Genomic DNA, 17,788 nt, shown 5'->3' with positions numbered 1-17,788 from the left:
GAATCTAACGCCCCGACCCTCCGACAGAATGGGGTCCCCGGCCCCGCGATCCATCAACGGCTGGAGGCCGCGGCGGGCGCCAGTGTCCCGAGCGCGCGTGCCAGGAAGCTGAGCGCCGACGCCGTCGCCTCAGCCGGCAGGCGGTGACCGGAGTCATACCATTCTACCACGCTGCCTGCCGGGGCGGCCTGATGAAGACGGGCCGCACGGACCGGAAGGACCGATGCGTCCTGCCGTCCGCTCTGAAACAGGATCCTGGCCCGCGCCCTCCCGATATACTCGATCGGTTCGATCGGGCGCATCGCTGCCGCCCAACGCTCCCGTTCGGCCTCGGACGGCCCTCCCTCGGGAAGCGTCCAGATCAGGCAGCCGCGAATCGTCGCCCCGGCCTGTGCAGCGGGATCGCACGGATCGCTGAAGTGAGCGATGAATCCGCCATCCGCCACGCGGAGCACCGCCGCCCGCAGGCGGGGTTCCACTCCCACCAGCAGCGCACCCTGCGCCCCGCCATAGGAGGTCCCGACGTAGCCGAGCCGTGAGGGATCGATGTCTGGCCGTGCCACCAGCAGGTCGAGCCCCCGTCGTGAGTCGATCACGAGTTGCACCTGATCCGCGCTATCCGACGGGGTGAAGGTGACCGGTGCGTCCCCCCGGCGCGCAAAGGGGGCGTCGATCGCGAGCACCACCGTCCCCGCCCTCGCGAGGGCGACCCCCATCTCCACCGCCCGCTCGCTCCGGCTGTCTCCCGGCGCACCATGGCCGAGCAGGATGCCGGGATGGCGACCACCGTTGCCGGGCAGGAAGAGGAGACCGGTCACCCGGCCGCCCTTGGGGGAATCGAAGCGGATCGCCCGGATCTCGACCCCGTCCTGCTGCTTCCAGAGGGAGTCGGCGACCCGCAACGGGGCGTGGCGGTCGTAGGCAAAGGGGGACGCGCCGCGGTGCGGGAGGGCCGCCAGCGAGATCGCCATGAGGAGTCGGAGTGAGTGCGTCATACCCGCTCTGACGCGTTAGCGGGGCCTACGGTTGCACAACGGAACATCAACCTGCTCAGGCGACGGGCCGCCGCCGTGCTCGCCACCCTTTCAGCACCTCCAGCGCAATCGGCAGGACGGAGACGCCGATGATCCCCAGGATCACCAACGAGAAGCGCTCCTTGACCGCCGGGATATTCCCGAAGCCATAGCCGATCCAGACGAAGGAGGTGACCCACGCCACCGCGCCGATGACGTTGTACGCCAGGAAGCGGGGATAGGTCATCGTCCCGATGCCGGCCACGAACGGGGCAAAGGTGCGGATGATGGGGATGAAGCGCGCCAGGATGATCGTCTTTCCGCCGTGCTTGTCGTAGAAGGCCTGCGTCTGGTCGAGGTACTCCTTCTTCAGGAAACGGATCTTCCCCGAAAAGGCGCGCGGGCCGATCGCCTTGCCGATGTGATAGTTGACGCCGTCGCCGAGGACTGCTGCCACCACCAGAATCAGGTTCAGTACCCACGGATTCAGGTCGCCGAGTGCCGCGAAGGTCCCCGCGGCAAAGAGCAAGGAGTCCCCGGGAAGCAGCGGCATGATCACCACACCGGTTTCGACGAAGACGATCAGGAAGAGGATGCCGTACGTCCAGTTCCCGTACGAGCGAAGCAGCTCCCCGAGATGGACGTCGAGGTGCAGGAAATAGTCGACGAACGTCTTGAGGAATTCCATTCAATCCTGCGGGGAAAAGCCGAATTCGCCCAGCAGCGGGACGAACCGGACGTCGTGGATGGCCTGCTCGGCGTACCCTGGTCCATCGGGATCACGCGTCACCAACGTCAACACCTGCCCTTCCTGCGACCCGACCGGGATCACCAATCGTCCCCCTGGCGCCAGTTGCTCGACCAGCGGCTTCGGCACGGCGGGCGATGCCGCGGCGACGACAATCGCCTGGTACGGTGCATTCGGCTTCCAGCCGAGGGTGCCATCGGCATGCATCACCGAGACATTCTCGTAGTCACCCAGCGAGCGCAGGGTGTCATGCGCACGCCGCGCGAGCTCGGGCACTCGTTCGATCGAGAAGACGCTCTCGGCCAGCATCGACAAGAGGGCGGTCTGGTAGCCCGAACCGGTGCCGATCTCCAGCACGCGCTCGCGCCCGGTGAGGGCCAGCAACTCACAGGAGCGGGCCTGCACGTAGGGCTGGGAGATGGTCTGGCCGCTGCCGATCGGCAGCGCCTCGTCCTCGTACGCCCGGTGTCGCAGCGATTCCGGCACGAAGTGATGGCGCGGCACGGTGGCCACCGCGCGCAGCACCGCCATGTCGCGGATGCCCTTGCGCTGCAGCGCCTCGACCAGCGCGGAGCGGTAGCCGACATAGCCGTCGCTCACGCTACTCCTCCAGGCGCCATCCGCGGACCGTTTCGAGGAGCGTGTGATTCGTGAGGTCGAGTTGCAGCGGGGTCACGGCGATGTACCCCGCCGCGACGGCCGCGTGGTCGGTGTCGAGCTCGCCGCTCCACGTGATGGTGCCCCCGCCGATCCAGAAGACCTCGCGGCCCCACGGATCCTTCTGGCGGGCCACCGACCCCTCGAAGACCCGCGAGCCGAGGCGGGCAACCGTGATCCCCTTGACCTCGTCGGCCGGAACTTCGGGGAGGTTGATATTGAGCAGCGTGTTGCGAGGATAGTTGTCGAGTGTGGTGATCCGCTTGACCAGCTTGGCCAGGATGGGCGCGTAGCCGGGGAGCAGATCCTCGCGCCGACCCGCAAAGGAGATCGCGACGCCCGGGATGCCGAGCACCACGGCCTCCATCGCCGCGGAAACGGTCCCGCTGTACAGCACATCCTCGCCCATGTTCGGGCCGTGGTTGATCCCGGAGAAGACGAACGCCGGCTGCTCGGGCATCAACGCCTCGAGCGCCAGCAGCACGCAATCGGTGGGCGTCCCGTCGACCTGCCAACTGCCATCGGGGCGCGCCACGGGACGCAGCGGTCGTGTGAGCGTCAAGGCATGGCTCTGGGCGCTCTGCTCCCGATCGGGCGCCACCACCGTCACATGCGCCACCGTCTGGCACGCTTCGGCGAGGACCTGGATCCCGGGCGAGAGGATGCCGTCATCGTTCACGACGAGAATGTGCATGTTACCCGACCTCTTCATCGGCGGGCTGGGCACGGATCGCGGGCTCGCGTCCCTCGAGGACTGCGAGCACGTCGTCGAGCGAGGCGCGGACTTCCTGCACCGTCTCCCAACGCATCGCCGCCCGTGCCGCGTTCTTGAGCTCGCCGGTGCGACGGTAGGCGTCAAGACGCTGACGCGCGCCCTCGATGGTGAACTTCTCCGTGTACAGGAGATGCTTCACCAGCATGATCATCTCGACTTCGCGCGACTTGTACACGCGATTGCCCGAGCGATTCTTCGCCGGATTCAGGAAGCGAAACTGGCTCTCCCAGTAGCGCAACACGTGCGGCTTGAGATCGGTGAGGGCACACACCTCGCCGATCGAGAAGAATTGCTGCACCGGATTCGGCAGGGTCATGTCCATCGCTCCGCCTTGAGCTCCCGCTCCATCAGCAGTCGGATCGCCTCGCGCGGCGAGGCCCCCTGATACAACACCGCCGCCACCTGCTCGGTGATCGGCATTGCCACGCCATGCTTCGTCGCGAGCCGCGACGCGCCGAGTGCCGTGTTGACCCCCTCCGCCACGTTGCGATGCGTCGCGCGGTACTCGGCGAGCGTCAGCCCCTGAGCCAGCAACACGCCAAGCTGACGATTCCGGGACAAGGCGCCGGTGCAGGTGAGGATGAGATCCCCCATCCCGGCGAGCCCCGCGAAGGTTTCCGGCCGAGCGCCGAGCGCCGCACCGAGCCGCGCAATTTCTGCCAGGCCGCGGGTCAGCAGCGCCGCGCGCGGATTGTGACCCAGTCCGAGGCCTTCGAGGATGCCGGCGGCGATCGCCATGGTGTTCTTCAAGCTTCCCGCCAACTCGACGCCGGTCACATCGCTTCCCGAGTACACCCGGAAGTAGGGCGTACTGAAGAGCTGCTGCACTTCCTCGCAGGCGGCCTCATCGCGCGACGCGGCCACGACGGCTGTCGGCTGGCCCTCGTGCACCTCGTCGGCGAAACTCGGCCCCGACAACGCGACGAACGGCGCGTGTGGCAGCACCTCCGCGGCGACATCGCTCATCAGCGCGAGCGTCTCCGTCTCGATCCCCTTCGTCGCGCAGACCAGTCGGGTGCCGGGACGCACCATCGGCGCCGCCCGTTCGAACAATCCGCGCGTCACGTGACTCGGTGCCACCGAGCAGATCACCGGCGCACCGTCGAGCACGGCCGCGAGATCACTGCTTGCGATCAAGCGGGGATCGAGCGGGGCATCCGGGAAGTAGAGTGGGTTCAGGTGGTCGGCGTTGATTGCGGTGGCGACATCGGGTTCGTGCGCCCAGAGCCGCACCTCATGGCCCTTCCTTGCGAGCAAGTCGGCCAGTGCCGTTCCCCAGGCGCCCGCGCCAAGCACTGCCACCCGGCTCACGTGGTCGCCCCGGTGGTGGGCCGGCCCGTGCCGAAGCGGTTCTCGGTCCCCGCCATCAGCCGTCGGATGTTGGCCCGGTGGAACCAGATCACCAGCGCCGACAACAGCACGACGTAGGGGACCGCGGCGCGCTCGGCCGGATGCAGCAACCAGATCGCCGGCGGCAGCGCCAGGGCGCCGAGGATGCTGCCGAGCGAGACGTAACCGCTCAGGCGCGTCGTCACGATCCACACCAGCAGGGCCACCAGAAAGGCCCAAGGCGCGAAGCCGAGGACGATCCCGCCACCAGTCGCCACGCCCTTGCCGCCCTTGAAGCCGACGAAGAGGGAGAAGACGTGGCCAAACACCGCCACCACGCCGAGCAGGAGTGAGCCGATCGCCCCCGCCCCAGCCCACGGCCCGATGACCGCCACGGGAATGGCTCCCTTGAGCATGTCGAAGATTCCGACGGGAATTGCATACCGCCAGCCGAGCTGACGATAGAGGTTGGTCGCGCCGAGATTGCCGCTCCCGACGGTCCGGAGATCGATCCCCTTGAGGCCGTGCGCCACCCAATGCGAGGTGGGAATCGCCCCGAGCAGGTACGACGCCACGACCGCACCGAGGAGCGCTGCCGTCAATTCCGGTTTCCCCGCCGGTTCAGCTTGAGGCGCAAGGGCGAGCCCGTGAAGCCCCACGCCTTCCGGAAGCCGCGAATGAGATAGCGCTGGTAGGACTCGGCGACGTGGTCCGGTCGATTGCAGATGATGACGAAGGTCGGCGGCGCCGACTCGATCTGCGTCGCGTACAACAGCTTCACTTCGTCGCCAGCGGCCTGCGGCGGGGCGGCCCGCTCGAGCAGCGCCTCGAGGACGGTGTTGACCTCGGCGGTCGGAATGCGGCGCTTCCGTTCGTCGGCCACCTTGCGGATCAGCTCGAGGACGTTGCGCACGCGCTGTCCGGTCAACGCCGAGCCGTAGAGGAACGGAACGAATTCGAGGAACGGCGCCTTCTCGATCAACTGTTCCTGTCCACGCTTCGCCGTGTTGGCGTCCTTCTCGGGGATCAGGTCCCACTTGTTCACATAGACGATGACTGCGCAGCCGGCGTCCCACGCCTTGTTGGCGATGCGGAGATCCTGGTTGTGCATCCCGCGCTCGGCATCGACGACGAGGAGACAGATGTCGGCGCGCCCGATGGAGCGCTCCGTCCGCATCCCCGAGTAGAACTCCAGGTCTTCTTCGACCTTGGCCTTCCGCCGGAGGCCGGCGGTATCGATGAAGCGGATCACGCCGCCGTCATACGCGAAGTCGGTGTCGATCGAGTCGCGCGTGGTGCCGGCGATCGGCGTCACCACCAGCCGCTCCTCGCCGAGGAGCTTGTTCACCAGCGACGACTTGCCGGCGTTCGGTCGGCCAATCACCGCAACATCGATCCGCTCGGTCTCCTCGTCGTCATCCGACTCGGGAAGGAGGCGCACCACTTCGTCGAGAAGGTCGCCGCTCCCCTTCCCGGTGGCGGCAGAGACGGGCCACGGCTCGCCGAGCCCGAGCGAGTAGAAGACGAAGCGGGCGTCGCGCTCGGCGATGTCATCGAGCTTGTTCACGCCCAGGATGACCGGCTTGCCGGAGGCACGAAGTCCGGCGGCGATTTCGGCATCGATCGGGTTGATGCCGTCCTTGCCGTCGACCAGGAAGATCACGACGTCGGCTTCCTCCACCGCACGTTCGACCTGCGCGCCGATCGCCTTGTCCATCGTGTCTTGCGAGCCGGGCACGAGCCCGCCCGTGTCGACCAGCCAGAAGTCGACGCCGATCCAGTTGGCCTCGCCGAAGTGTCGATCGCGCGTGGTGCCGGCCTTGTCGGAGACGATGGCTTCGCGTCCACCGACGAGGCGATTGAAGAGGGTCGACTTCCCGGTGTTCGGGCGTCCGACCAGGGCTACGGTGGCTCTGCTCATGCGGGCAACGGCTCCATCAGGGCGTCTACAAAGGTCCGCGACAGCCGCACCGGCATCGGCACCGCCTCGGCAAGGGCGGTGACACTGAGCGAATCAATGAACAAACCGGCGTCGTTGACCGACTCGCCGGGAAGCAGGGCGAGGTCGATCCCCTCGAGCGCCTGCAGGGCGTCGCGCATGGCGCTGCCCGGGAGCAGGCCGGCGGTGGTGACGCGCCGACCAAAGAGATCATTCTCGACCGAGAGGAGCGTGAAGGTCGCGCCGGTCGCTTCCTCGAGCGGCCCGAGCACCATCGGCATCAAGGGCGCCATCGAGGTGCCGGTGACGACCGCGATCCGCCGGCCTTCCCAGCCGCGGAGCTCGTCGGCGCCTTCCCGCACCTGCTCCTGCAACCAGCGCACCGAACCCACGCCATTCTCCACCTGGTCGAACGAGCCATAACTCTCGGCCGGCGGCAAGTCGAGATGGGCTCGCAGATAGAGCTCGTCCGCCCCGTACGCCCATGCGGTGCCGCGCTCGGCGCGGGCACGGGCGGATGCGGCCTCGACCAGGAGCACCGCCTTGCGGCACTCGGCATCGTCCGGTTCACGCACGAGGTGGTGCTTCGAGAACTCGGTCAGCCCAACCGGGACGACCGAGACCGAGAGGACCGAGGGGCCGAAGGCGTAGAGCTCGTCGAGCGTCTGCTTGAGCGCATCGCCGTCATTCACGCCCGGCGACATCACGATCTGGGTGTGGAACTCGATCCCGTGGTCGGCGAACTCCTGCATCTGCGGCAGGATCTCGGGAGCCTGGGGATTCCGGAGGACCCAGCGCCGGATGGCGGGATCGGTGGCGTGGACCGACACGTAGAGTGGCGAGAGCCGGTACTCAATGATCCGGGCGGTGTCGTGGGGCTTGAGGTTGGTCAGCGTCGCAAAGTTGCCATACCGGAAGGAGAGCCGGTAATCGTCGTCGCGAATGTAGAGCACCTCGCGGACGCCATCCGGATTCCCCTCGACGAAACAGAAGTCGCAGCGGTTGGCGCAGCGCCGAATGCGGGGCGGCTCGACCGCCACGCCCATTGGCTCCTCGACCGGACGCTCAACGACGACCTCGAATGCCTCGTCAGCCCCAGGCTCCTGGAAGACGAGCGTGAACTCTTCGTCCGCAGTCAGGAACTCCCAGTCGAGGAAGTCCTCGAGCTCGCGGCCGTTCACCGTGTACAGCTCGGTGCCGGGCACGAGCCCAAGTTCCTCACCGATCGAATCGGGTTGGACACTGGTCACCTTGATCACGCGAGCCGCCCGGGGGAGTTATTCACGGAGTCAATATGACGCTATGTTGGCCCCCTGACAAGGGTTAAGGGCTCTCACTTCAAGCGAGTTCGCGGCCGCAAGCCTGCCCGGTGGCGGCGGGGATGGGGTAGATCGGTGGGTATGGGGGAAAACGAGCGATCCCGGACCGCCAACAGGGCAGTCCGGGACCTAAGCGGGAGACGGGGTTCGAACCCGCGACCCTCAGCTTGGGAAGCTGATGCTCTACCAACTGAGCTACTCCCGCGAGGCCACCAAGATAGCGCGGCCGCCGACGCCGATCAACGGCGTCGGCAGCGCACCGGCCTCACTTTGCGGTGTAGCGCCAGCCGTGAATGTTCGCGCCCGTCACCTCGAACTCGATCGGGTGGGTCGCTCCGGCCTTCAGGGCAGGCACGGCGACTTCCTTGGTCCCGACCACGGCGCCCGTGGCATCCAGGAACTCGAACGTCAGCGTCTTGGCCATCGCCGGCAGCGGCTTGCCGCCCGGGGTCGTGGCCTCGAGGCCCGTGGCCGTCGCGGCCAGCTTGGCGCCGTCCTTGTGGATCTGGAAGTTGTCGATCGACACATTCGTCGGCACGCCAACCAGCTTCTCGACCGTCTCGATCAGCTTGGTCTGGTCGTTGGCGGCGCGGTAGCCCTCGCCGAGGAGCTTCATGTTGATCGTGTTGAGCGGCTCCATCGCCAACAGCTTCTGCGCCGTCTCAACCAGCTTCGGCCCATTCTTCTCGGCCAGATAGACGTTCGCCAGGTTGAACAGGGCGTCGCGGAAATAGGGCTCCTTCTCGAGCGCCTTCCCGAAGGCATCCGCCGCTTCCGGGTACTTCTTGTCCTGGAAGAGGTTCACACCCATCTGCATCAGGTCGTTCGCCGTCACCGACCCGTCGGCGAGCGCGGAGGTCAGCATCGCGGATTCGATCTTGGACGCTTCCTCGACCTGCCCGCTGAGGCGGAGCGACGAGGCCATCGCCTTCTTGACCTGTGCGTCGTTCGGCTCGGCAGCGAGGTACTGCCGGAACTGCACGACCGCTTCCGCGTGCTTGTCCATCGCCTGATACATCGAGGCGAGGTTCACGATCGCGGAGAGCTTGTCCTTGGCGAGCCGAGGATCGTTGCCGCTCTTCTCCACCGCCAGGGCGAAGTAGTGCGCGGCCGAATCCGGCTTGCCCGTGTTGGCGAAGAGGATGCCGGTGTTGTAGAACCCCTGCGGATAGTCGCGCGAGATGATGGCCGCCTCGCGGAACCGGCTCAGCGCCTCATCGTTCTTCGAGGCCTTCATTGCCTCGGCCGCCACGATCAGCAGCGGCTGCCAAGCGCGCTGGCGATACCCCTTGATCTCCTCGGCACACGCCGGCGCATTCTCCGTCGCCTTGGTGAAGGCGGTGTCGGCGCCAACAAGATTGCCAAGCAACAGCTCGGCGCGGCCGAGGTAGTACCATCCCGCCCCGCTCTTGGGATTCGCCTTGACCGCCTCGAGGGCCTGATCGCGGCCCTTCTTGATGATCCCGATCCGCTTTTCGTCATCCGGCCGTGAGCCACCGTCGGCCCCCTCGACGGAGGTCTTGAGATACATCCCGGCGCTGCTGGTTCGGAAGTCACCCTTCAGCGAACAGAGGGGAGCCTGATAGCGGCCACCGGCGAAGACCCGCATGACGTGCGGGTTGCCCTCGACCTGCGCCGTGAGCGGAAGAGCCACCATGGCCACCGCCGCCACTCCAACGAATCCGAACGTCCTCATCGCAGCTCCTCGTCTCGATCCGCCGATTCCCGGAGAAATCGGCATGGGGATGGAAGGTCACCTCTTTGGCGACCACACTGATTACGCGCTCCGACAGCAGCCGGTTGTTGACCTGTTCCAGCCTAGGGGACGCCCAAGGGAGGGCCGGGGTACACTCAGCCTCCCCCTCAAGAACCCCCGAATATCCATCATTGGATGGGGCCGAGCAAATCCTCGGGGGTCCGGTAGAGCCAGCCGGCACCGGTGTTGAAGACCACGACGCGCTCACTGGCCCCCAACTGCCCCTGATCGCGGAGGGCAACGGCGGCCGCCAGAGCCGCCCCACCCTCGGGCGACCAGTCCACCCCCTCCTCCCGAGTGCCGCGGGCCGCAAAGTCGACCATCGTGGCGTCGGCGATTGCCGAGACCCCGCCCCCACTCTCGCGCAGGATCTTGAGCATCAGCTTGTCCCCGAGGGGGCCTGGGACGCGGAGCCCGCTGGCGATGGTCCACGGATCAGCCCACGGCGTCGCCGTCTCGCTGCCATCCTCGAATGCCTTCACCATCGGTGCACAGCCGGTGCTCTGCACCGTGTAGAATCGCGGCATGGGGGAGGTGACCCACCCTGCCTCGCGCAGCTCGTGGAACGCCTTCCACATCCCGATCAGGCCGGTCCCGCCGCCGGTGGGGTAGAGAATGACCTCCGGCAGTTCCCAGCCGAACTGCAGTGCCAGCTCCAGGCCGAGGGTCTTCTTCCCTTCGATCCGGTATGGCTCGCGCAGCGTACTCAGATCCATCGCGCCGCTCTGGGTCGCATAGTCTCGCGACGCCTTGCCGCAATCGCCGATGTGCCCATCGAGCAGGACCAACTCGCCCCCGAACGCCGTGATCTGGGAGAGGATGGTCCGCGGCGTGGTCTTCGGCGCGTAGACTCGGACCTCGGCGCCAGCGCGCGCCGCGTACGCCGCGCTCGCCACCCCGGCATTCCCGGCGGTCGGAATGGTGAAGCGGGTGGCCCCTGCCGCAACGGCGCGGGTGATCGCGGCGCTGAGCCCGCGCGCCTTGAAGGCGCCGGTCGGATTGGTGCCCTCGTCCTTGACCCAAAGATTGGTGAAGCCCAGGCTCCGCTCCAGGTGCGGCAGCCGAAGCAATGGCGTGTCCCCTTCACCAAGCGAGACCGGTTCCTCGTTGACACCGAGCGGCATGAACGAGCGGTACCGCCACATGCCATGGCGACGACGCACTTCGGCGCGCTCGATGGTGCTGTGGACGCGGTCAGGATAGCGGACCAGCCAGGGGCGACCGCAGGCGGTACACACCGAGGGAAGGCCATCGGGGGCGGCGACGAGGCCGCAGTCGGAACATTCAAGATGCCAATCCATTCAGCTCCCCTTGAGGGCGTCGAGCAGTTTCTGTGCGCTGGTCTCGGAGAAGCCAGGCAGCGCCGCGATGTCGGCGACGGTCGCGGCCTTGACCCCGGCGAGCGATCCGAAGGTGGTGAGCAAGAGGCGTCGCTTGGTCGCCCCGATGCCAGGAATGTCGAGCAACGCCGAGGTGATCGTACGTTGCGTGCGGCGCTTCCGGTTGTAGGTGACGCCGAAGCGATGGGCCTCATCACGGGCACGCTGCAGAAGCCGCAGCGCGGCGTTGCGCCGCGGCAACCGAAGCGGGTCGCTTTGGCCGGGAAGGTAGATCTCCTCGTCCCGCTTGGCGAGCGAGGCGAGCGGCATCTGGTCGAGACCGAGCGCCCGGAGCGCATCCTGTGCGGCACCGAGTTGCCCCTTCCCACCATCAATCACCACCAGGTCGGGAAGCGGCTTCCCTTCCTCGAGGCGTCGGGTGAAATAGCGCGTGATGACTTCGTGGATCGCGGCAAAGTCGTCCTGCTGCCCAGGCCCCTGGATCTTGAACTTGCGATACTCGGCCTTCCGCGGACGCCCGGCCTCGAAGGTGACCAGCGATCCGACGGTGTCCTTCCCCTGGGCCGTCGAGATGTCGACGCAGATGAAGGTGCGCGGGACGGTGGTCATCCCGAGTTCTCTCCCCAGCAGGTAGACCGGGTCCTCGACCCGCTCCTCGGTCTCGAAGCTCTCCATGCGGAGACTCTCGAGCAGGTGGCGCGCATTCTGATCGGCCAGCTCGCTCCAGCGCGATCCGACGCCCCGCTGCGGCACGGCGATCCTGGCGTCGGGGAGCAGCTCCTCGAGGCCCTCGAGTTCGGCCGGGAGAAATGGCAGCAGCATCCGGCGCGCCTTCCCGGCCAGCGGGACGTACCACTGCACCAGGAGCGCCTCGAGCGCCTCGCCATCGGGCACCTCGTCGACATTCTCCAGGAAGCGATGCTCGCGGCCGATCACCCGACCATCCCGGATGCGGAGGAGCGCGCCAACCGCATCGTCCCCGTCGCGCGCGTAGCCGATGACGTCCGCGTCCCCGGTGCCGACCACGTCCACGGTCGCCGGCGTCTCGACCTGCTCGAGCCACTTGAGGGTGTCGCGCAGGTCCTTGGCGCGCTCGAAGTCCTCGCGTTCACTCGCCTCGTGCATCATCACCCGGATGCGCGCCTTGAGGTCGACGGTCCGGCCGTCGAGGAAGTCGGTCACCTCGCTGATCATGGCGCGATAGGAGCTCTCGCTCTGCCACCCCACGCAGGGCGCCTTGCAGCGACCGATGTGATAGTCGAGACAGGGACGCTCGCGGCGATCAACGGGAATGTTGTCCGCGCAGGAGCGAACCGTGAACATCCGGCGCACCAGTCCCAGGGTGCGGCGCATGTCGCCGACGTCGGTGTACGGACCGTAGTACTTCGCCTTGGGAATGTCGCGGCGCCGGGTCGCGAGCACCCGGGGGAAAGGTTCGCCGAGCGTGACGGCAATCGAGGGGTAGCTCTTGTCGTCCTTCATCCGCACGTTGAAGCGCGGCTGATACTCCTTGATCAGGTTGTTCTCGAGCAGCAACGACTGCGCCTCGTTGACGACGACGATCGTCTCGACGTCGGCGATGCGCCGCTGCAGGAGCCGATGCTTCGGCGAGTCGGGAAAGTCGGTGGCGAAGTAGGAACGCACCCGCGTGCGTAGCTTCTTGGCCTTGCCGACGTAGAGCACCTCCCCCTCGGCGTCCCGCCAGAGATAGACGCCCGGGCCATCCGCAAGCGTGTCCAGCTTCCGCGCGAGTGCCTCGGAGATCATCGGCGGACGCGACGCACCAGGCGCGAGGTCAAGACCGCCGCTTCCGGGATGTCCATGGTGTGGGTCGCCGCCAGATAGGTCGCACAGAAGAGCGGCACCACCACGGCGGCCATCGGCAACGGCGCGAGGTGGCCAAGCAGCAGGCGACCGCCCGTCGCGACGACGCCGGCGAGCAGGGCCGCGCCCCAGAGCTTGGCCAGTTCGGTCTGCGGCAACGAGAAGCGCCCGATCCGGCGGCAGAGGCCGCGGCGAAGCATCATGAACTCGACGTGCCCCGAGAGCCCGGCCGTGAAGGTGAGCCCGACCACGCCCCATTTCTCGTCGATGCCCAGCCACCCGGGCACCAGGAGAGCCGCAATCGCGCCCAGTCCACTGGCGAGCCCGACGCGGATGAGGGCCGCTCGAAGGGGCGTGCGAGTGTCGCGAAGGGAATAGAAGGCGGAGGCGTAGAGCCGTGCGAGCGTCGACGCGAGCAGTCCGGTGGCCGAGCCGGCCAGCACGACCCAGACGTATTGCGAGTCGTCGGCGGTGAACTTGCCACCTTGGTAGATCGCCGCGGCGAGCACCCCGCCCAGGAAGAGGAACGCGACCGCCGAGGGAACGATGTAGAAGGCGAGCCGTTGCGTCGCGGCGTCGAGTCGCACCCGAAGCGACCCGGCGATGGCGTCAGTGTCACCACGCTCCCGTGACATTTCCGGGAGTTCTGCGGCCGAGATCGACATGCCGAAGAGCGAGACGGGGAGGGTGTACAGGACCTGCGCCGACGTGAGGACGGCGACCGCCCCCTCCCCCAACAGGCCGGCAAGGTAGATGTCCACGAACGCCACGAACTGGAGTGCGCCGCGCGAGAGCAAGGCTGGCAGGAAGGTGGCGACGACGACACCAACCTCGGGGACGCCTCCCCATCCACGGAACCTGATCGCCCCGCCGACGTGGCGGACCATCGGCCACTGGACCGCAACCTGCAGCAGTGACCCGGCGACCGACCCCCATGCCGCCCAGACCGCGACGTGGTCCATCCCCCCGCGAGGCCCGGCGATCAGCACGGCCACGATGATGGCGATGTTCCACACGACGGGCGCCGCGTAGGAGAGCAGGAATCGGCGATGCGAGTTCAGCACCCCGAGGCACCACGCCGAGAGCACCAGGAGTCCGGCACCCGGAAAGAGGATCCGGATGAGGCGTTCCATCAGCGCCTGCTTCTCGCCCGTCCATTCCGGGGCCAGGAGCGCCACGAGAGCGGGCGCGCCGAGGACGCCGCCGAGCACGATGACGGCGACCACCAGAGTCAGCAGGCTGAGGACCGCGCCGGCCAGCCGGCGAGCCTCGTCCTCGCGGCCTTCGCCGAGCAGCCGTGAGTAGCTCGGAATGAAGGAGGCGGAGAGGGCCCCTTCGCCGAACAGATTCTGCAGGAAGTTGGGAACCCGGAAGGCGGCGTAGAACACGTCGGCCGTGTCGGAGAGGCCGAAGTAATGGGACATCACCTTCTGGCGCACCAACCCGGAGATCCGCGAGAGGAGGATCCCCGCGCCGACCAGCACCGACCCGCGATTGCGCTGGGTCACCGCTCCTCGGGCGGCAAGGATCGCGGCGGCCGCCCGCCGTCATCCAGCAGGCGCTGGAGGAATTGATTCTCGTCGCGCAGCTCGTTGACCGTGTGCTGCAGGATCTCGACGTCACCTTCGAGCAGGTCGAGGCGCTTGGTCAACTCGCCGATGACTGCGTCTCGGCGCGTGCCTGGGGTCGGTTCACGCTCAAGCCGGCGACCGAGTGCGCGGCCGATCGGCGAGTCGACGATCAGTGCGACGATCGGAATGCACAGCGCTACGATGAGGACGACCGAGATGAGGCTCATGCCGACCACTCCGCAGCCCACGCATCGGTAGCGGCCACGATCCGGTCCAGCCAGCTCCGGCCGTAGCGTGCCAGGAACGTCGCCGCGGTCAGGTGACGCTCCTGTGGCACCCCGCCGGGACGGAGCGCATCGAGCACCCGCCGCAGTTGGGCGTGCGCGATGTCATCCCGCTTGCGGAGGTGCCGCTCGAAGAGTCGCTCGAAATCATCGGCGACGGCCGTGAGCTTGCGCCCCCGACCGGCGACGGCGCGATCAAGCACCGGATCGAGGAGATGACCCTCCGCGCCGAGCACGCGTTCCGCGGTCGCGATCGACTGGCGCAGTGCCTCGATCTGCGCGGTCACGGCGGTCGGCAGGTCGCGCCGGAGAATCGATCGCGCCAGCGTGCCGTCATCCGCGAGCACCGCCTCCGCCGTGACGCCGAGCCGATCCAACAGGCGTTGTACCCATGGCTCGATCAGCGTCCCACCCCAGCGCGGCACCGGCGTTTGCGGAGTCGTCGCAAATGCGGGGTAGAGCGCGGCAGCCTGTCGCGTGAGGTAGCGGTATTCCCCCGGCCCGGCGACGTAGGCGACCGTCGGCAGGATGCGCCGCTCCACCACGGGGCGCAGCAGGACGTTCGCGGAGAAGCGCTCGGGGGACGACGCCAGCAACGCATCAATCTCCGAGGCGGAGAAGCGATCACCGCTGCGTCGCGCCTGGAATCCGTCACCATCCACGAGGAGTCGTTCGCGTCCCGCGGCTGTCTCGAGGAAGACCAGGGTGGCGCCCTCACCCGCACGGATGCCGGTCCCGGCGTCGGGGAGTGCCGCCAGGACCGCATCGAGGGCGGTGGCCTCGCGGAGCGCCTGGGCGAGCACGGCCCGCTGCGCCAGCTTGACCGTTGCGTGCGTGGCATCGAGACAGGCCACACCGTAGGGGCCGAGCAGTTCGGCGAGGGCGCCGGCGTAGGCAGCGTGGATTGTTGCCCCAGCGACGTAATGCCGCTCGAGCCACGCCATCGTGGCATCGGTGTCGGGCCCTGGTGGCAAGGTCCGCGTGAGTCGGTCGAGTCCCTCCGCGATGCTTTCCGGGAACGGCTCGCGCGACATCGGATGCTGCACGGCATCGGCTGTACGCTCCGGGAGCCCCCAGCGGTCGAGCCGTCCCTGTGCATCGAGCCACGCCGCGCTGCTGGCCTCGCGATGATCGTGGTCGTCCCCCGCGAGCCAGAAGAGCGGCACCACGGGTCGCTGCCAGACCGCCTCGAGTCGACGCGCCAACGAGGCGGCCGCGAGGGCCTTGTGGATGGTGTAGATCGGACCGGTGAAGAGCCCAGGTTGCTGCCCCGTGGTCACCACCATGGCACCGGGCTGATGCAACCGCGCGAGCAGCGAGTCGCGCTCGGCGCACGACACGATCGCCCCATCCAATGTCCGATCCCAGGGGATGGTCGTTGGAACGGGCGCCGGAATCGGTCCGGGTGCCCCGCCGATGAGTCGCAGGTCGTCGGTCACGTGTCGCGCTCACCACGGTGATAGGGCTCGCCACGCAAGATCGTCCCCGCGCGGTAGAGCTGCTCCACCACGACGACGCGCGCGAGTTCATGCGGGAGGGTCAGCGGCCCGAGGCTCCATCGCGCGGAGGCACGGGTGCGCACGGCGTCGGAAACCCCTTCCGCGCCTCCGATCACGAAGGCGCGATCGCGGGCGGCCAGGCGCCAGCCCTCGAGTTGGCTGGCCAGCGATTCACTGGACCATTCACTGCCACCGACATCGAGGAGCACGACGTCGGTCGACGAGGGGAGTGCCTCCAACAGGCGCTTCCCCTCCTCCTCGCGCTGGCGGGCCGGCGATCCGGCCCGACCCGCTTCGCGCACTTCACGCTCCTCGACCGGCAGGTGCCGGCCGAGGCGTCGGAGGTAGTCGTCGCAGACCTCACGCAGGGCGGGTCGCAGCTTCCCCACCGCGACGAGGGTCCACTTCATCAGGCATAGAGCCCGCGCAGACGGTGCATCGAGGCGACCCGGTCGATCGACAGCATGTAGGCGCCGATTCGCATGGAGACGTCGTGCTCGGCCGCCATCGCCGCGACCTCGTCGAACGCCTTGACCATGATCTTCTCGAGGCGCTCGTTGACGGTGGCCTCATCCCAGAAATAGCCGCCGCGGTCCTGGACCCATTCGAAGTACGAGACGGTGACGCCGCCGGCGTTGGCGAGGATGTCGGGGATGACGTAGATCCCCTTGGCATCGAGGATGGCGTCGGCCTTGGCCGTGGTCGGGCCATTGGCGCCTTCGCAGATGATCTTGGCCTTGATCGATCCGGCGTTCTTGCTGGTGATGACGTTCTCGAGCGCCGCGGGCACCAGCACGTCGCACGGCAGTTCAAGGATCTCCTCGTTCGAGACCGGCTTCCCCTTCGGGTAGCCTTCGAGGAACTTGTTGGCCTTGACCCAGGCGAGGCAGTCGTTGACGTCGAGGCCCTTCGGATTGTAGACGCCACCGCTCTTGTCGGAGACGGCGACGATCTTCATGCCGGCTTCCTGCATCAGCTGCGCGGCGATCGATCCGACGTTGCCGAAGCCCTGCACTACCACGGTCGCACCGGCCACCTTCATCTTCTTGCGCTGCAGCGCACGGCGCGTCACCACGAGGCAGCCGCGACCCGTGGCCTCGCGACGGCCGAGGGAGCCGCCCATCGCGACCGGCTTGCCGGTCACCACCGCGGTCACCGTGTGGCGCTTGTGCATGGAGTAGGTGTCCATGATCCACGCCATGACGCGCTCGTTGGTGTTCACGTCCGGCGCCGGGACATCGGAGTCGGGGCCGAGGAGGTCGATGATGGCGGAGGTGTAGCGGCGGGTGAGGCGTTCGAGTTCGCCGGCGGACATCGAGGTCGGGTCACAGATCACGCCGCCCTTGGCGCCACCGAACGGGAGGTTCACGACGGCACACTTCCACGTCATCCAGGCCGCGAGCGCCTTCACCTCGTCGACCGAGACGTTCATGTCGAAGCGAATGCCGCCCTTGGCCGGTCCACGCGAGGTGTTGTGCAACACGCGAAGACCGGTGAAGACCTCGATCTCGCCGTTGTCGCGCATCACCGGAATCGACACGATCAGCTGCTTCTCGGGCGCGCGGAGCACCTTGTAGAGCCCCGGCTCCAGCTTGAGGCGACGAGCGGCGTCGTCGAACCGGCTCATCATGGCCTCGAACGGATTTTCCTCCGAGGCGAATCGACGATCCTTGTCCGGCGAGATGATTTCGGTTGACTTGCGCGACTTCGGGCTAGCCATGATGTCAGACTCCG

General features: G+C 67.5%; 17 protein-coding genes and 1 tRNA gene. All 18 read right to left on the bottom strand.

The genetic code is table 11. The features are described 5' to 3' along the window. Nucleotides 1-53 precede the first annotated feature (53 nt). A complete protein-coding gene (locus IPP98_16105; GenBank protein ID MBL0180609.1) occupies nucleotides 54-995 on the bottom strand; it encodes a hypothetical protein in 942 nt (313 codons plus the stop codon). A gap of 55 nt (nucleotides 996-1,050) precedes the next feature. Continuing rightward, on the bottom strand, nucleotides 1,051-1,701 hold the full coding sequence (locus tag IPP98_16100; protein MBL0180608.1) for a DedA family protein: 651 nt from the start codon (nucleotides 1,699-1,701) through the stop codon (nucleotides 1,051-1,053). Then, the gene (locus IPP98_16095) at nucleotides 1,702-2,292 is read right to left on the bottom strand and encodes a protein-L-isoaspartate(D-aspartate) O-methyltransferase (GenBank protein MBL0180607.1); all 591 of its coding nucleotides are present in this window, start codon (nucleotides 2,290-2,292) and stop codon (nucleotides 1,702-1,704) included. A gap of 70 nt (nucleotides 2,293-2,362) precedes the next feature. Continuing rightward, complete coding sequence (gene surE / locus IPP98_16090) at nucleotides 2,363-3,112, bottom strand: 5'/3'-nucleotidase SurE (GenBank protein MBL0180606.1); 750 nt, start codon at nucleotides 3,110-3,112, stop codon at nucleotides 2,363-2,365. Between the two features lies 1 nt (nucleotide 3,113). After that, a complete protein-coding gene (locus IPP98_16085) occupies nucleotides 3,114-3,509 on the bottom strand; it encodes a MerR family transcriptional regulator (protein MBL0180605.1) in 396 nt (131 codons plus the stop codon). After that, nucleotides 3,506-4,504 carry an NAD(P)-dependent glycerol-3-phosphate dehydrogenase gene (locus IPP98_16080; GenBank protein MBL0180604.1) on the bottom strand — a complete coding sequence of 333 codons (999 nt, stop codon included), beginning with the start codon at nucleotides 4,502-4,504 and terminating at the stop codon, nucleotides 3,506-3,508. The genes IPP98_16085 and IPP98_16080 overlap by 4 nt, the downstream gene beginning before the upstream one ends. Then, nucleotides 4,501-5,124, bottom strand: a complete 624-nt coding sequence (plsY, locus tag IPP98_16075) for a glycerol-3-phosphate 1-O-acyltransferase PlsY (GenBank protein MBL0180603.1) — start codon at nucleotides 5,122-5,124, stop codon at nucleotides 4,501-4,503. Before plsY ends, IPP98_16080 begins: the two co-directional genes overlap by 4 nt. Beyond that, nucleotides 5,121-6,443, bottom strand: a complete 1,323-nt coding sequence (der, locus tag IPP98_16070; protein ID MBL0180602.1) for a ribosome biogenesis GTPase Der — start codon at nucleotides 6,441-6,443, stop codon at nucleotides 5,121-5,123. Before der ends, plsY begins: the two co-directional genes overlap by 4 nt. Continuing rightward, nucleotides 6,440-7,711 carry a DUF512 domain-containing protein gene (locus IPP98_16065; GenBank protein MBL0180601.1) on the bottom strand — a complete coding sequence of 424 codons (1,272 nt, stop codon included), beginning with the start codon at nucleotides 7,709-7,711 and terminating at the stop codon, nucleotides 6,440-6,442. Before IPP98_16065 ends, der begins: the two co-directional genes overlap by 4 nt. 201 nt (nucleotides 7,712-7,912) lie before the next feature. Beyond that, nucleotides 7,913-7,985 (bottom strand) — tRNA-Gly (locus tag IPP98_16060). 60 nt (nucleotides 7,986-8,045) lie between these two features. Continuing rightward, nucleotides 8,046-9,476, bottom strand: a complete 1,431-nt coding sequence (locus tag IPP98_16055; GenBank protein MBL0180600.1) for a tetratricopeptide repeat protein — start codon at nucleotides 9,474-9,476, stop codon at nucleotides 8,046-8,048. Nucleotides 9,477-9,664: 188 nt separating this feature from the next. Next, nucleotides 9,665-10,837: a threonine synthase gene (locus IPP98_16050; GenBank protein MBL0180599.1), complete on the bottom strand. Its 1,173-nt coding sequence runs from the start codon at nucleotides 10,835-10,837 to the stop codon at nucleotides 9,665-9,667. After that, entirely contained in the window at nucleotides 10,838-12,643 is a 1,806-nt protein-coding gene (gene uvrC, locus IPP98_16045; GenBank protein ID MBL0180598.1) for an excinuclease ABC subunit UvrC, read from the bottom strand. Next, complete coding sequence (gene murJ, locus IPP98_16040) at nucleotides 12,640-14,229, bottom strand: murein biosynthesis integral membrane protein MurJ (GenBank protein MBL0180597.1); 1,590 nt, start codon at nucleotides 14,227-14,229, stop codon at nucleotides 12,640-12,642. Before murJ ends, uvrC begins: the two co-directional genes overlap by 4 nt. Then, nucleotides 14,205-14,498: a hypothetical protein gene (locus IPP98_16035; GenBank protein ID MBL0180596.1), complete on the bottom strand. Its 294-nt coding sequence runs from the start codon at nucleotides 14,496-14,498 to the stop codon at nucleotides 14,205-14,207. The genes murJ and IPP98_16035 overlap by 25 nt, the downstream gene beginning before the upstream one ends. Continuing rightward, the gene (bshC, locus tag IPP98_16030) at nucleotides 14,495-15,994 is read right to left on the bottom strand and encodes a bacillithiol biosynthesis cysteine-adding enzyme BshC (protein ID MBL0180595.1); all 1,500 of its coding nucleotides are present in this window, start codon (nucleotides 15,992-15,994) and stop codon (nucleotides 14,495-14,497) included. The genes IPP98_16035 and bshC overlap by 4 nt, the downstream gene beginning before the upstream one ends. Further along, complete coding sequence (rlmH, locus tag IPP98_16025; GenBank protein ID MBL0180594.1) at nucleotides 15,991-16,464, bottom strand: 23S rRNA (pseudouridine(1915)-N(3))-methyltransferase RlmH; 474 nt, start codon at nucleotides 16,462-16,464, stop codon at nucleotides 15,991-15,993. Before rlmH ends, bshC begins: the two co-directional genes overlap by 4 nt. Then, the gene (locus IPP98_16020) at nucleotides 16,464-17,774 is read right to left on the bottom strand and encodes a Glu/Leu/Phe/Val dehydrogenase (GenBank protein MBL0180593.1); all 1,311 of its coding nucleotides are present in this window, start codon (nucleotides 17,772-17,774) and stop codon (nucleotides 16,464-16,466) included. The genes rlmH and IPP98_16020 overlap by 1 nt, the downstream gene beginning before the upstream one ends. Nucleotides 17,775-17,788 lie beyond the last annotated feature (14 nt).

Source organism: Gemmatimonadota bacterium (assembly GCA_016720805.1).
Taxonomy (GTDB): domain Bacteria; phylum Gemmatimonadota; class Gemmatimonadetes; order Gemmatimonadales; family GWC2-71-9; genus Palsa-1233.
Note: the sequence above shows the minus strand (reverse complement) of the source record. Positions and strands in the feature narration are given on the sequence as shown.